We start from the raw sequence: 13,966 nt of genomic DNA, 5'->3' as shown, positions 1-13,966 counted from the left end.
CTCAGGGCGTGCCGCTGCCCTGCCGACGACCACGCGTGCGCCGGCTCACCGCCATCATGATGAGGCCGGTCAGCAGAAGCACGCTGCCGGCCAGGGTCCCCCACTGGCGGATGTCGGGGTCGCTGAGCACCCAGAAGAAGACCTGTTGCCAGCACAGGGCGAAGGCACCCACCAACTGGCCCCAGCCAAAGAGGCGAGGGCGGTGGACCGGCCGCCGGTTCGTGGGCAGCACCCAGCCACGCGTGATCCCCGCCACGCCGGAGGCGGCGATGAGCAACGCCAGCAGAACAACAGGCACAGCGACGTAGAGCTTCACGGTCCCTCCCTGCGCACCGGACCCGCGCCGGACGCCCGCGTGATCATGACACCCACCGCGCTACGCGTCCACACGCTCCCCCGCGACCCTCATGATCAGCCGGACAGGTCCCGTTCGATTCGACGGCCGCCGTGCCGGGCGACGGCGAGAATGGCCATGTCGTCCTGATGGCCGTCGCAGGTCCAACGTGCGACGTCCGCGGTCACCGCCCGGACCAGGTCGCCGGGTTCCAGGTGGTGGGCACCGGTGAGCGTGGTGGACGCGCAGGGGTCGTAGAAGGTGCCCGTCCGGTTGCGCGCCTCGGTGACACCGTCGGTGATCATGAGCAGCAGTGCGCCGGACGGCAGCCGGACGACATCGGTGAGCTCGTCGTGGTCCAGTGCCGCGAGCGCCCCCAGCCCCATGCCCAGGGGCAGCTGCGGGCGGGTGGCGTCGAGCCGTTCGATCACGCCGTCGTGGATCAGATACGGGCTCGGGTGACCGCGGTTGACCAGGCGCAGCAGTTCACCGTCGCCGGGCACTTCGGCCAGCACGGCTGTGGTGAAGTCCTCGCCGTACGTCGCGTTCCCGCATCGGCTCGACTCCCTGCTCAGCGCGTCGTCCAGGCGCTGGGCCAGCTCGGCCAGGGTGGGGGCATTCTCGGCCTCCTGCCGGAACGCACCGATCGCGACCGAGACCGATGCGACCGCCTGGAGCCCCTTGCCCTTCACGTCCCCGATGATCATGCGCACACCGTAGGGCGTCTCCTGCACGGCGAAGAGGTCGCCGCCGATTCTCGCCTCGACCTGCGCGGCGGTGTATCCGGCGGCGACGGCCAGCGGCCCGGCCCGGGACGGCGGGTCCGGGAGAACCGCCAGTTGCACCGCCTCCGCGATGACCCGCGCCCGGGCCAGGTCCCTGCCCTGACGCCGCAACAGAAGATTGACCCCCAGGGCCAGAATCCCGATGAGAGCGATCAAGGCGAAGTCGACGAGGCTCGCCGACGCGGAACGCCCCTGGAAGACATCCAGCGACAACGAAACCCCGCAGGCGAGGCTCGCGACGAGGACGCAGGCCCGGAACGGCAGCATCGCCCCGGCGACCAGCGGCGCCGCGGCCAGCAGGGGCAGCCCCGTGTACGGCTGCGGCGCGAGCAGGTTCAGCAGTACGCCCGCCACCAGGGCCGGCGCAACGAGCAGCCAGCCCGCCCATGCCGCTCCGCGCCGGCTCTCCTTCACCTGTGCTCCCTGTCGCTCCCTCGTCGGGCTCCCAGGCTTGAAAGTATCACCCTAAATATCCCCATATGCCCGGGTCGGGGTGCTGTGAGGCCGGTACGTTCGCCGCCGATCCTGCCGTTGGTGAGCACGGCAGGCGCTCGTACGCTCCATGGGCATAATCGTCACCTGTCCGAAAGTCCGGCGACACGGACCGACCGACCTCCGGTGCCACCGGCGGGTCAGCCCTCCGGTGCCACTGGGGTCAGCAGCGTCGGTCCGATGCGCCGGAGCACATGAGGAGCTGCGATGAGCCCTTTTTCCTTGTTCCGGGACCCGAGTACCGAGGGCATGAGGGACATCTGTGCCGGGGAGATCGTCCTGCGGGACGAGGGCACGAGGACGAACTGGAAAGTCGAGGTCGGGGCCTTCCGGCTGGCGCCGTATCCCGTGACCCATGAGCTGTATCGCGCCGTACGGGGCGAGCCGCCCGTGGGCTCGGCGGGGCCGCGGACGCCGGTGACCGAGGTCTCCTGGAAGGACGCCGTTCAATTCTGCAATCTGCTCTCACAGGCGACAGGACTCGAACCCTGCTACTCGGTCGGTCACGACGCCGACGGGCAGGACGTGGTCTGCGACTGGGCGGCCGACGGCTACCGCCTCCCGTCCGAGGCGGAGTGGGAGTACGCATGCCGGGCCGGGACCTCCGGCGACCGCTACGGAGAGCTGGACGAGATCGCCTGGCACCGCGGGAACTCCGGCGGCGCGGTGCACGACGTCGCGACCAGGGCGCCGAACGCGTGGGGTCTCCACGACATGATCGGCAACGTGTGGGAGTGGTGCTGGGACGTCTACGATCCCGCGGTCTACGGCCCGTACCGGGTGTTCCGTGGTGGAGGCGGCTATGACCACCCACGCGGATGCCGGGCCTCCTGCCGCCGCAAGAGTCACCCGACCTTCCGCATCGACGACCTCGGATTCCGGCTCGCCCGATCGCGGTGAGCCGGGGGCGCCGGCGCACGACGCCGTCGGCGCCGGCGGTGTGCGCTAACGGTCCCGGGCACCGGCGGCGAAGGTGACCGGCAGGTGTTCGGGGCCGCGCAGCCCGCCCGGCCGCCACCGCAGCTCCCCGGGCGGCACGGCCAGGGTGAGACGGGGCAGTCGGCGCAGGGCGGTGCCGATGGCGATCTGCCCCTCCAGCCGGGCCAGCGGCGCGCCCAGGCAGTAGTGGATGCCGTGCCCGAAGGCGAGGTGGGCGTTGTCCTGCCGGGTGATGTCGAGGCGGTCGGGTTCGGGGAAGCGTTCCGGGTCGCGGTCGGCGATGGCCGAGGCCACCAGCACGGTCGCGCCGCGGGGGATGTCCACCCCGGCAAGGGTGACGTCCTCGCGCGCGAACCGGGCGATGCCGGGGTTGACCGGTCCGTCGTACCGCAGGAACTCCTCGATCGCACCCGGCAGCAGCGCCGGATCGGTGCGCAGCATCCGCAACTGGTCGGGGTGGGCGAGCAGCGCGGCGATGCCGCTGCCGATCAGGTTGACCGTGGTGATGTATCCGGCGACGAGCAGCAGGAAGGCCATGGCGATCAGCTCCTCCTCGTCCAGCCGCTGCTCCTCGTCCCGGGCGACGATCAGCGCGCCGAGCAGGTCGTCACCGGGGCGGGCCCGCTTGGCCTCCAGGAGTCCGGTCAGGTAGGCGCGCATGTGCCGCCACGCTTCGTCCACCCGGGCCCGGTCCGGTGGCTCGGCCCCCTGCAGGATCATGTCGTCGGTCCACCGCTGGAAGTCGTACCGGTCGGCCACGGGCACCCCGAGCAGTTCGCTGATCACGGTGACCGGGAGCGGCAGCGCGAAGCTCTCGACGAGATCGGCACGGCCGGCCGGCACGATCTCGTCGAGCAGCCGGTCGGCGATCTCCTGGACCCGGGGCCGCAGCTCCGCCACCCTGCGCGCGGTGAACGCCTTGGAGACCAGGCGACGCAGGCGGGTGTGGTCGGGTGGGTCGGTACGCAGCATATTGCGCAGCACGGACTCCTGGTCGGCGGCGGGCAGCCGCTCGATGAGCCGGGGATCCGACGCATCGCGGACATCGCTGCTCAGCTGCGGGTGGGACAGCGCCATGAGACCGTCTTCGTACCGCGTGACCACCCAGGCTTCCAGCCCTCCCGCGATGACGGCGCGCCGTACCGGGCCGTCCTCGCGCAGTTGCCGGTAGAGCGGAAAGGGATCCGCCACGAAGGCCGGGTCGGTATAGGGCAGGAGGACCGGTTGCCGGCTCATCACGCCTCCCATGGGGCATCACACCTCTTCGTACGTGTTTGAGATATTAACGGTGATATGTCCCAGCGTAGAGGGATGGGGGCGCCATCGGAGGGACGACGGCCCGAGCCCCACTCGGCGGGTCGTGCACGGCGGTCCGTCGATCACCTTCCTGGCTGCCGTGAGCACCGTCGGCGGCGGTGTCGCCTTCGGCCCGCACCACCCGCATGGGCCCGGAAGTCACCCGAACGCCCTAACACCCTCTCGTCACAGGGGAGTTCGCCGGTTCCTGAGCGAACCGGTCTTCACCTTGGCGACACAACTCCGTTGTCGCGCCGGACACCGAGGATTCACCTGTATCCGTGCCGCGTCGTGCGAAGTTGTCCGCCTCAAGCCGTCGACACGGCTGTCTGCTGCGTACGAGACGATCAAGTCCTGTGCCGGGGCGGGGTGTCGTGCGCTTGTACTGCCCGCCGAGCTGTCCTGGAGTGCGTCAACTACAGCATCATCAGGCCCCAGAACAGTGCCCAGGGATTGACTTCCCCCCCTCGCGAGCGAGGGGGGTTCCTACGGCTCGCGCCGTGGGGGTTTCTGCTTCGTCGCCGACTGCCCGCCCGGAGAACTCCGTTGAGGTCTTACACCAGCTCCACAGACTGTCACCGCCAGCCCGGCGGCCAGAAGGTTCTTCGCTGCGTTCACGTCCCGGTCGTGGGTCGTTCCGCAGTCGCACGTCCAGGTACGGACGTGCAGCGGCATCTTCTCGGTGAGGGTGCCGCAGGCGGAGCACAGCTTGGACGAGGGGAACCATCGGTCGACGGCGATCACCTCGCGCCCGTACCAGGCGGCCTTGTACTCCAGCATGGAGCGGAACTCGCTCCAGCTCGCGTCCGAGATGGCTCGGGCGAGCGTGTGGTTCTTGACCATGTTGCGCACGGTCAGGTCCTCGATCACGAGCGTTTGGTTTTCACGCACGAGCCGAGTGGTCAGCTTGTGGAGCAGGTCACGGCGACGGTCGGCGATCCTCGCGTGGATCTTGGCGACCTTGCGCCGGGCCCTGGCCCGGTTGGCGCCCTCGCCCCTGGCCTTGCGGGACAGGTTCCGCTGAGCTTTGGCGAGCCGGTCGCGGTCTTGGCGTTCGTGCCGGGGGTTGGCGATCTTCTCCCCGGTGGACAGGGTCAGCAGGTGGTCCAGGCCGACATCGATTCCGACCGCCATGTCGGTGGCGGGGAGGGGCTGGACGGACGGGTCGTCGCACAGCAGCGAGACGAACCAGCGTCCCGCCGCGTCCTGGGAAACGGTCACCGTGGACGGCCTCGCCCCCTCGGGGAGCGGCCGGGACCACACGATGTCCAGCGGTTCGGTCATCTTCGCCAGGGTCAGCTCCCCGTCACGGAAGCGGAACCCGCTGGTGGTGTACTCCGCCGACTTCCGCGACTTCTTCCGCGACTTGAAGCGCGGGTACTTCGCCCGCTTGCCGAAGAAATTGGTGAACGCGCTCTGCAGGTGCCGCAGCGTCTGCTGGAGCGGCACCGACGAGACCTGGTTGAGGAACGCCAGCTCCTCGGTCTTCTTCCACGCCGTCAGCATCGCCGACGTGGCGTTGTAGTTGACCCGCTCCTGCCGCACCCATGCCTCCGTGCGGGCGGCGAGCGCCAGGTTGTAGACCTTCCGCACGCAACCGAACGTGCGCGACAGCTCGGCTGCCTGCGCATCAGTCGGATAGAAGCGGTACTTGAACGCCCGCTTCACACGGCTCGTGGTCACGCTCACAAACTAGCGGCGCTGCGAGTTAAGATCAAATCTGCGGGTCACAACACGGCCTTCCGCCCTGGGGGCGAAACTCCGCTCCTTGCCCTGCTCCGCAGGAGTCCGTTTCCTCTCCACCCCGAAGGGCGGAGTATCCACGGAGGAATCCGATGAAGGCGGGGGCCAGGCCCGTTGCATCCATCTTGCTCCCGAAGCGGCTTTCGCGCGTCCAGTGAGACTTGTTGCGACTTGCCGGAAATCACGGAACGGACCGTCAAGTCGCCGCTACAGACCGTGTGATGCGAGTAAAGAAGTACCTCGTGGGACGAGATTCTTCCTGTGAGGATTTGAATTGATCACAGGATGGTCACTAAGGTCGAGCCTCGAACCTTCGCACGATTGATCACCCAATCGGGGTGACAGCGAAGACACCGCCGAGTCCGTGACGTGCACGGAGCCGGGGATTCGCTTCCCCCCATAGCCCGGTAGGCGGCTCGAGGAAGAAGGAGCTCGCCTTCATGGCGTCCCACCGTCGTCCCAAGCAGCCGAGCCGCACCCGCGTGACCGTGCTCACCGCGACCGCCGCCGCAGCCGTGGCCCTGACCTCCCAGGCCGCCCACGCCGACCCCAAGCCGACCAAGAGCGAGGTCAAGGCGAAGGTCGACAAGCTCTACCACGAGGCGGAGGCGGCCACCGAGCAGTACAACGGGGCCAAGGAGAAGCAGAAGAAGCTGGAGAAGGAAGTCAGCGCCCTGCAGGACAAGGTGGCCCGCGGTCAGCAGGAGATCAACACGCTCCGTTCCGGCCTCGGTTCGCTCGCCGCCGCGCAGTACCGCTCCGGAGGCATCGACCCCTCCGTGCAGCTCTTTCTCGCCTCGGACCCGGACAGCTTCCTCGACCAGGCCTCGGCCCTCGACCAGCTGACGGCCAAGCAGACCGATTCCCTGGCGAAGATCCAGGAGAAGCAGCGGGTCCTCGCGCAGGAGCGCAAGGAGGCCCAGGACAAGCTCGGCAACCTCGCGGACGTCCGCAAGACGCTCGGCGAGAAGAAGAAGAAGCAGCAGGCCAAGCTCGCCGAGGCGCGCGAGGTGCTCAACACCCTCACCCAGGCCGAGCGCGACAAGATGCGCGCGGACGACCTCCGCGCCAGCCGCGCCGCCGGTAACCGGGTCGACCTCGGCAACGGGGCCCCCGCCTCCGGCCTCGGCAACGGGGCCCCCGCCTCCGGCCTCGGCAACGGGGCCCCCGCCCCCGGCCTCGGTAACGAAGCCCCCGCCTCCGGCCTCGGCGCCGCCGCCCTCCAGGCCGCGCACACCCGGTTGGGCATGCCGTACTCCCCCTCCGCCACCGGCCCCGGCTCTTTCGACTGCTCGGGCCTGACCCAGTGGGCCTACGCCCAGGCCGGTGCCCAGATCACACGTACCACGTACACCCAGATCAACCAGGGCACCCGCATCGCGCGCAGCCAGTTGAAGCCGGGCGACCTGGTCTTCTTCAACAACACGACGCACGTGGGCCTCTACGCGGGCAACAACACCGTGCTGCACGCCCCGTACTCGGGCACCTACGTCCGCTACGAGTCGATGAACACCATCGGTGGCTTCCAGGCCGCGGTGCGCATCTGACCACGCCCGGACGGGCGCATTCCCGCACCCCCGTACCGGCTGTTCTGCCCGCCGGAGACCACAGGTCACCGGCGGGCAGGACCTGTGATCGGGCGGAGCCGGCCAACAATCTGTGTGGTGAGCGCGGCGGCGTTGACCTCGCCGCTCCGGTTGGGCCGAGAACTCGACCTGCCCCCGGACCGACGACACCCACCGCCGCGTCCTCACAGTCCTGGCATTCCTCAGCTCGTAGGCACAGGGGTCGGCACGGCGGAAGGGTCCGCTGCAGGCCGGCCCACCGGACCGCTGTCCGTGAAGGTGAGGCGTACGTCGTTGACAGCGCACCCCACGACCCGGGCGACCACCGCGGCGACCCTGTGCGCTATCACCCGCTCTCCTTCGACGGAGCAGGATCGTTCAAGGTACACATGGACAGCTGGCATCATTTTCCCTTCCGGCCGACGGGCCTGTCACAAAGGCACGTCACAGGGGAGGGAGAAGCCCGAACTGGCCGAGCACGAGGGCCAGATCCCAGTAGAGGGCCTCGCGGCTGATGCGGCCGTCGGCGGAGAACTCGTAGACGGTCACCCCCTGGATGGTGAAGCTCTTGCCGCGCGCCGCCTCGACGATCGGCGCGGGGAGTCCGTCCATGGCTCCTTTCAGGGTGCCCGCCATGGTCCACTCGCAGGTGCCGTGCCGGTCGTCGGCGAACAGGGAACGTATCTCCATGCGCGTGTCGGGGATCGCCGTGACCCAGCCGCGGACTCCCACGGCGAGCTCCGCGTGCCCCTTCCAGACCGAACCGAGGGGAACGTCCTGCGAGACGGCGTCGGGCGTGTAGCACGCCAGCCAACCGTCCGCGTCGGCGGTGCTGATCGCCGACAGGCAGCGGCGGACGAGCGATTCGTGAGCATGCATGTCTGACTGCTTTCTCGTGGTGTGCGGCCCCGGGGGGCGAGAGCCGGGCCGCACACCACCGTCAGGCAGTGTCCGCTCTGAGGATCGAGGCGAGTGTGCGGTCGAGGATCCCGGGGATGTCCTTCTTCTTCAGGTGCCGTTGCTGGCCTTCGAGCGCCGCCGCGTGCAGCAGGCTGTAGAACGTGGTGACCAGCCAGCTCGTGGGGAGGTCGGTACGGAAGGCGCCCTCCTCCTGGCCGCGCCTGAGGACGGCTTCGACGCGGCCGAGAACCTTGGCGTGGTACTTGCGCAACTGGCCCGCCGGAACGGTGCCCTCTGAGATGGCGAGCAGAAACGCATGCTGTTCCAAAATGCCCCAACTGGACTGCACCAGCCGCGAGAACGCCTCGCCCGCGTGCCCCTCCTCGAGCCGCTGTGCGGCCAGGGCCGCGTCGGCGCGTTCGAGGGAATGCGCCAGCACGGCCTCGAGGAGGGTCTCCCGGGACGGAAAGTGCGCGTACAGCGTCACGCGGCTGACCCCGGCGGCGCTCGCCACCGCGGTCAGGCTCACTCCTGGATCCTTGCGCAAGCAGTCGAGCGCGGCGGTGACGATGGCGGCGATGCTCCGCTCCGCGTCGGCGCGACGCCTGGTGCCGGCGGTCTTCGCCGGGGCCTTGGTCGCTGACGTTGCGGTCGGAGACTTGCGGACTCGTTGTGGCGACGTGGGCATGGAGCGGAGCGTATGTCACCTCCTAGCCGTGGTGCCAGACGCCGAGGCGACGTCGCCGACGTGGCACGGCCGCCCGGGGAACGTGATCACCGGCCGACGACCGTGGAATCGGGGCGCTCGGCCAGGGGGCGCGCGGCGTCGCCCCCCGCCGGTGCCGCGGTGTCGCCGGCCTTCCCCTTGGGGAACAGCAGGACGGCCACGAGGATGCCCGTCGCGGCGACCGCGGCCCCGGTGAACATGGCAGGCGCCATCCCCGAGACGTACGCCGAGCGCGCCGCTTCGGCGAACGCCTGCCCGGCCTGCCCCGGCAGCTCCCCCGCAACGGCGAGGGCCGCGCCGACGGAGTCGCCCGCGGCGTCGAGGGCCCCCTCGGGAAGGTGCGCGGCGGACGCGCTGTCCGCGAGGTCGTCGCGGTAGGCGCCGGAGAGCAGGCTGCCGAGGACGGCCACGCCGAGCGCCGAGCCGAGCTGCACGGAGGCACTGTTGGTGGCCGAGCCGACGCCGAGGTCGTCGTCGGAGAGCGAGCCGACGATCGCGTCGCTCGTGGGGCCGATGATGAATCCGGCGCCGACGCCGAGGCAGAGCATCGCGGCGAGCACCTGCCCGTACCCGTCCTGGTCCTGGGTAGTGGCCAGGATGAGCAGGGACGCCGTGGCGAACGCGAGGCCGATCGCGGCGAGCCAACGCGTGTCGAGGTGCTGCCCGAGGAAGGAGGCGAGCGGTGCCGCGACCAGGATGATGAGCGCGGTCGGCGCGATCCGCAGACCCGTCTCCCCGGCGTCGTATCCCAGGACGAACTGGAGGTACTGCACCATGACGAACAGGGCGCCGAGCAGCGACAGCAGACCGAGGAAGACCAGGATGTTGCCGACGGCGAGCCGGCGGTGGGCGAAGATGCCGAGCGGCAGCATGGGATCGCGGGCCGTCCGCTCCCGGACCAGGAAGGCGGCAAGGAGCACGACGGCCGCGCCGAACGCGATCAGTACCGGGCCGCTCGTCCAGCCCTTGACCGGTCCTTCGATGATGGCCCAGAGCAGCGCGCCGACGCCGAGGACGGACAGCACCGCTCCGACGAGGTCCAGACCGCGGGCAGCCGCTCGGGAGTCGGGCACGATCTTCAGGGCGACGATCAGGGCGATGACGCCGATGGGCACGTTGATCAGGAAGACCGATCCCCACCAGAAGTTGCCGAGGAGCCAGCCGCCGATGAGCGGGCCGAGCGCGAGCCCGACGCCGATCATCGCGGACCACAGGCCGATCGCCTTCATCCGCTCGGCCGGCTCCGTGAACACCACGCCGATGATGGAGAGGGTCGCGGGCATGATCAGCGCCTCGCCGACACCCATGACCCCCCGGGCCACCATGAGCTGCGTGGCGGAGCCGGAGTACGCGGCGGCCGCCGACGCGCCCGTGAACAGCAGCAGTCCGCAGAGGAAGAGGGGTTTGCGGCCGAACCGGTCGGCCACGCTGCCCGCGAAGAGCATCAGGCCGGCCGCCATCAGGCTGTAGATGTCGACCAACCACTGCAACTGGCTGGTGGAGGCGCCGAGTTCGTCGACGAGCGTCGGCAGGGCGACGTTCAGCACGGTGACGTCGAGGCCGACGATGAGCAGGCTCAGGCAGAGCACGGCCAGGATCGGCCAACGCATGGGGTGTCCGCCTGGAGAGCGGGGAGCGGCGGTGCGAGGCGGGGACGGCACGGAGCACTCCTAAAATTGAACAACACTGTCAAGGGCGAGCGTATCCCGGGCCACCCCCATAAGTCGAACACGTCTGTAAAGATTCACTCGCTCTGGCCGGCCGTGCGCGCCTGCACGAGGGTGCGCGAAACGCTGCGCATCTTCTCGCAGGTCTCCTCGAACTCCCGCTCCGGCGTGGACTGTCCGACGATGCCCGCGCCGGCCCGCAGCCAGGTGCGGCCCTGCGCGCGGAACACCGTGCGCAGCGTGAGCGCCGCGTCCAGCGAGCCGTCGCTGCCCACCGCGAGGACCGCGCCGCTGTACAGGCCGCGCGGCCCGTCCTCCAGCTCCCGGATGGCGCGGTAGGCGGCGGCCTTGGGCACGCCGGACGCGGTGACGGCGGGGAAGACGGCCGCAAGCGCCGGCCACGGCCCGTGCTCGCCCTGCGGCAGCCGCCCCGCGACCCGGGACGCCAGGTGCTGCACGCTGCCGCGCGCCTTGACGGTCATGAACTCATCGACCCGCACCGAGCCCTCGGCACACACGGCGGTCATCTCGTCCCAGGCCACCTGGACGGAGATGGCATGCTCGTAGATTTCTTTGGGGTCCACGAGCAGTTCGGCCCGGCGTGCCGCGTCCGCGGCGCCGTCCCCGGTCAGCGCCCGGGTCCCGGCCAGCGGCTGCGTGGAGACGTTGCCGTCCGCGGCGACCTCGACGACGGTCTCGGGGCTGAAGCCCGCGGCCTCGACTCCGGCGATCCGCAACAGGAAGGAGCGGGCCGGGGAGTTGGCCGCGCGACCCGCCAGGTAGGTCGCGGGCAGGTCGAGTTCGGCGGCGACGGGTACAGCGCGCGAAAGGATCACCTTCTGCAGGTCGCCGTCCCGGATGGCGGCCACGGCCCGCTTGACCCCTTCTTGGTACGACTCGCCGACCGGCTCGGCGAGATCGACGCCGAGCGGGACGTGTTCGGCGGTGGGCGCGGCGGGCTCGGCCGCGAGGAGCGCGCCGATCGCGGCCGCGTCCGCCTCGTCCGTACATCGCAACCGGGCGCCGTCCTCCCCGATCCGCACCTCGCTGCACGGCAGGACCAGGTGCATCAGCGGGGCCTCGCCCAGCCCCTCCGTCTCACCGGCCAGGGCGTACGACAGCTCGAAGGCCGCCCAGCCGTAGACCCGCCACTCCTGCTGCGGCAGCTGGGCGAGCAGCTCTCTCACCGCCGCCAGCGGATCGCCCTGCCACGGAACGCGTATCCGCTCGTCGCCGCGGTCGAGCGTGACGTGCTCCCGGTCGACCACGAGCGAGGCGCGTACCCCACCCGCGTACCACCAGGCGCCTTCCTGCTCGTAGACCACGTACTGGTCGTGCGGTCCGTGTTCGGCGAGCCGGACAGCGGCCTGGACGGGGGTTCCGGTGAACGGGGCGCGGGTGTGCGACGGCAGAGCCGTGGGCATGGCTGTCTCCTCGGTGCGGCGCGCGCGTGGTGTGCGCGGGATCACGGTGGAACGCAGGAGCGGGCCCGGGGCGAGGGGTGCGGCCCGGGGGGTCTCAGAGCTGTGGACGGTCACCGGCTTCGGCCGCACGGCGGGCGAGCGACCGCTTGTCGACCTTGCCCACGCTGGTCACGGGCAGGGCGTCGACGAGGCGGACGAGGTCCGGTTTCTTGTACTGGGCGACGCCGCGCTCCTCCAGGAAGGCATCGAGCGTGCCCACCTCGAGGTCCGCGCGGCCCCCGCGCGGGACGACCCAGGCGCAGGTGCGCTCGCCCAGGTACTCGTCGGGCACGGGCACGACCGCGGCGTCGAGGATGTCGGGGTGGGCGCGCAGATGCCCTTCGAGCTCGTCCGCGGACACCTTGTCACCGCCCCGGTTCACGAGGTCCTTCTTGCGTCCTTCGACGACGATGTCGCCGTCGGCGGTGAGCCGGACCAGGTCGCCGGTCCGGTAGAAGCCGTCGGCGGTGAAGGCAGTTCTGTTGTGCTCCGGCGCACGGTAGTAGCCGCGCAGCGTGTAGGGCCCACGGGTCAGCAGCTCGCCGGTCCCGCCGGGCAGAACGTCGTGGTCGTCCTCGTCGACGACCCTCAGTTCGTCGTCCGGGCACAACGGCCGGCCCTGGGTGGTGTCGACGCGTTCGGGCGCGTAGCCGGGGCGGGTCAGGCACAGCAGGCCCTCGGCCATACCGAACACTTGCTGGAGTTCGCAGCCGAGCCCGGTCCGGACCCGGCGCGCGACGTCCGGGCTGAGCCTGGCGCCGCCGACCTGGAGCAGCGCCAGGCTACCGAGGTCCTCGGGGGCCCACTCGGCGGCCTGTGACCACAGCGCGGCCAGCGGGGGCACGACGGCCGTGGCCGTCACCTTGTGGCGTTCGATGAGCGGGAACACGGTGTCCGGGTCGGGTGACGGCGCGAGCACCACGGTGCCGCCGGCCAGGAGCGTGCCGAGGGCGCCGGGGCAGGCGAGCGCGAAGTTGTGCGCGACGGGCAGTGCCGCCAGATAGACAGTGTCGGGACCGAAGCCGCACACCTGCACACTGGCCCGGATGTTGTACGCGTAGTCGTTGTGCGTCCGCGGGATCAGCTTGGGCAGGCCCGTGGTGCCGCCGGAAACCAGGAGGACCGCGGGCGCCGTCGGGTCGGCTCCGGCACCGGTCGGCTCCGGTGCCTGCTCGCCCGCCCGCTCCACGTCGGCGAGGGCGGTGTGCGGCCCCGGGGCGCCGGCCACCAGAACGTGGCGCAGCGTGGGGACCTCGGCGGTCACCTCGTCGGCGAGCTTGCGGTAGTCGTAGCCGGACGAGGGGTCGGTATCGGGCAGCACGTAGGCCGCGGCCGAGCTGTGCCGCGCCAGGTGCACGGCCTCGCTGCGGCGGTAGGCGGGCAGTCCGAGGACGGGCACGGCGCCGATCCGCACCACCGCGAACAGAACGGCGAAGAAGTCCTCAGTGTTGGGCAGTTGGACGACGACGCGGTCGCCTCGCGCAAGGCCCAGGTCCGCAAGACCGCGGGCGAGCACGGCGGCCCGACGGTCGAGTTCGGCATAGCCGACGCTGCCGCGCTCCGTCACGAGTGCCGTTCTGTCGCCCAGTGTGCGGGCGTGCTCCGCGAGGAAGTCGCCCAGCGGACGATCCTGCCAGTAACCGGCCTCCCGATATCGCCGGGCATACGCATCGGGCCACCCAATAACATCCACGAAGGGCTCCGCTCATCGATAGGTTCACGACGCGCAGGAAAATCGACGAGGACACCGCAATTGACTTTCCTGTTTATTTTCTCGGGCATCATGACACGAGACAGCCTTCTCCCGCAGCTCCCCAGAAGGGGACATATAGGGAAATGCATCCCATTACCCGGGAGGGGTATTACCCGTTCGACTATCACCCCTTTATGGGCGGCGCCGACCGGCGTAAATTCTGTGGGCGAAGGCGATGGACCGCCCAATATCGGCGCCACGGAAGAGGCAACGAGAGATATCTCGACATTAATTCCGCGGGCATCATTTTCTGTACGACGATCCGTCGGCCTCGTATCCGGACATCCCACCATCGCCAGGGG

At 70.1% G+C, this 13,966-nt stretch carries 11 protein-coding genes; 2 read left to right on the top strand and 9 right to left on the bottom strand.

Annotated elements, in window-relative coordinates:
- Window position 1: 1 nt before the first annotated feature.
- Both OG306_RS36180 and OG306_RS36175 read right to left on the bottom strand, forming a co-directional pair.
- On the bottom strand, window positions 2-316 hold the full coding sequence (locus OG306_RS36180) for a hypothetical protein (protein ID WP_266750640.1): 315 nt from the start codon (window positions 314-316) through the stop codon (window positions 2-4).
- 95 nt (window positions 317-411) lie between these two features.
- On the bottom strand, window positions 412-1,533 hold the full coding sequence (locus OG306_RS36175) for a PP2C family protein-serine/threonine phosphatase (protein WP_266750639.1): 1,122 nt from the start codon (window positions 1,531-1,533) through the stop codon (window positions 412-414).
- Between the two features lie 285 nt (window positions 1,534-1,818).
- On the opposite strand from OG306_RS36175, the gene OG306_RS36170 reads away from it, so the two are divergent.
- Complete coding sequence (locus tag OG306_RS36170) at window positions 1,819-2,511, top strand: formylglycine-generating enzyme family protein (RefSeq protein ID WP_266750637.1); 693 nt, start codon at window positions 1,819-1,821, stop codon at window positions 2,509-2,511.
- Between the two features lie 45 nt (window positions 2,512-2,556).
- Here the strand turns inward: OG306_RS36170 and OG306_RS36165 are convergent, their stop codons facing one another.
- Complete coding sequence (locus OG306_RS36165; protein ID WP_266750635.1) at window positions 2,557-3,786, bottom strand: cytochrome P450 family protein; 1,230 nt, start codon at window positions 3,784-3,786, stop codon at window positions 2,557-2,559.
- Window positions 3,787-4,332: 546 nt separating this feature from the next.
- Window positions 4,333-5,535, bottom strand: coding sequence for an RNA-guided endonuclease InsQ/TnpB family protein (locus OG306_RS36160; protein WP_327258442.1), 1,203 nt, complete (start codon window positions 5,533-5,535; stop codon window positions 4,333-4,335).
- A 494-nt stretch (window positions 5,536-6,029) separates the two neighbouring features.
- On the opposite strand from OG306_RS36160, the gene OG306_RS36155 reads away from it, so the two are divergent.
- Window positions 6,030-7,136 carry a C40 family peptidase gene (locus tag OG306_RS36155; RefSeq protein WP_371666102.1) on the top strand — a complete coding sequence of 369 codons (1,107 nt, stop codon included), beginning with the start codon at window positions 6,030-6,032 and terminating at the stop codon, window positions 7,134-7,136.
- Window positions 7,137-7,598: 462 nt separating this feature from the next.
- Here the strand turns inward: OG306_RS36155 and OG306_RS36150 are convergent, their stop codons facing one another.
- The 5 genes from OG306_RS36150 to OG306_RS36130 form a co-directional block, all read right to left on the bottom strand.
- Window positions 7,599-8,033 carry an ester cyclase gene (locus tag OG306_RS36150; RefSeq protein ID WP_371666101.1) on the bottom strand — a complete coding sequence of 145 codons (435 nt, stop codon included), beginning with the start codon at window positions 8,031-8,033 and terminating at the stop codon, window positions 7,599-7,601.
- 61 nt (window positions 8,034-8,094) lie between these two features.
- Window positions 8,095-8,742 carry a TetR/AcrR family transcriptional regulator gene (locus OG306_RS36145; protein WP_266750630.1) on the bottom strand — a complete coding sequence of 216 codons (648 nt, stop codon included), beginning with the start codon at window positions 8,740-8,742 and terminating at the stop codon, window positions 8,095-8,097.
- An 86-nt stretch (window positions 8,743-8,828) separates the two neighbouring features.
- The gene (locus OG306_RS36140) at window positions 8,829-10,391 is read right to left on the bottom strand and encodes a DHA2 family efflux MFS transporter permease subunit (protein WP_266750629.1); all 1,563 of its coding nucleotides are present in this window, start codon (window positions 10,389-10,391) and stop codon (window positions 8,829-8,831) included.
- 134 nt (window positions 10,392-10,525) lie between these two features.
- The gene (locus tag OG306_RS36135; protein WP_266750628.1) at window positions 10,526-11,872 is read right to left on the bottom strand and encodes a salicylate synthase; all 1,347 of its coding nucleotides are present in this window, start codon (window positions 11,870-11,872) and stop codon (window positions 10,526-10,528) included.
- Window positions 11,873-11,966: 94 nt separating this feature from the next.
- Window positions 11,967-13,604, bottom strand: a complete 1,638-nt coding sequence (locus OG306_RS36130; protein WP_266750627.1) for a (2,3-dihydroxybenzoyl)adenylate synthase — start codon at window positions 13,602-13,604, stop codon at window positions 11,967-11,969.
- Window positions 13,605-13,966 lie beyond the last annotated feature (362 nt).

It is taken from the genome of Streptomyces sp. NBC_01241, assembly GCF_041435435.1.
In the GTDB taxonomy this organism is placed as follows: domain Bacteria; phylum Actinomycetota; class Actinomycetes; order Streptomycetales; family Streptomycetaceae; genus Streptomyces.
This window is presented reverse-complemented; position numbering and strand designations above follow the sequence as displayed.

Coding starts and splice junctions, on each gene's coding strand:
- OG306_RS36145 (WP_266750630.1), bottom strand. CDS start 8,742: ATGCCCACGTCGCCACAACGAGTCCGCAAGTCTCCGACCGCAACGTCA.
- OG306_RS36150 (WP_371666101.1), bottom strand. CDS start 8,033: ATGCATGCTCACGAATCGCTCGTCCGCCGCTGCCTGTCGGCGATCAGC.
- OG306_RS36165 (WP_266750635.1), bottom strand. CDS start 3,786: ATGAGCCGGCAACCGGTCCTCCTGCCCTATACCGACCCGGCCTTCGTG.
- OG306_RS36140 (WP_266750629.1), bottom strand. CDS start 10,391: ATGCGTTGGCCGATCCTGGCCGTGCTCTGCCTGAGCCTGCTCATCGTC.
- OG306_RS36155 (WP_371666102.1), top strand. CDS start 6,030: ATGGCGTCCCACCGTCGTCCCAAGCAGCCGAGCCGCACCCGCGTGACC.
- OG306_RS36135 (WP_266750628.1), bottom strand. CDS start 11,872: ATGCCCACGGCTCTGCCGTCGCACACCCGCGCCCCGTTCACCGGAACC.
- OG306_RS36170 (WP_266750637.1), top strand. CDS start 1,819: ATGAGCCCTTTTTCCTTGTTCCGGGACCCGAGTACCGAGGGCATGAGG.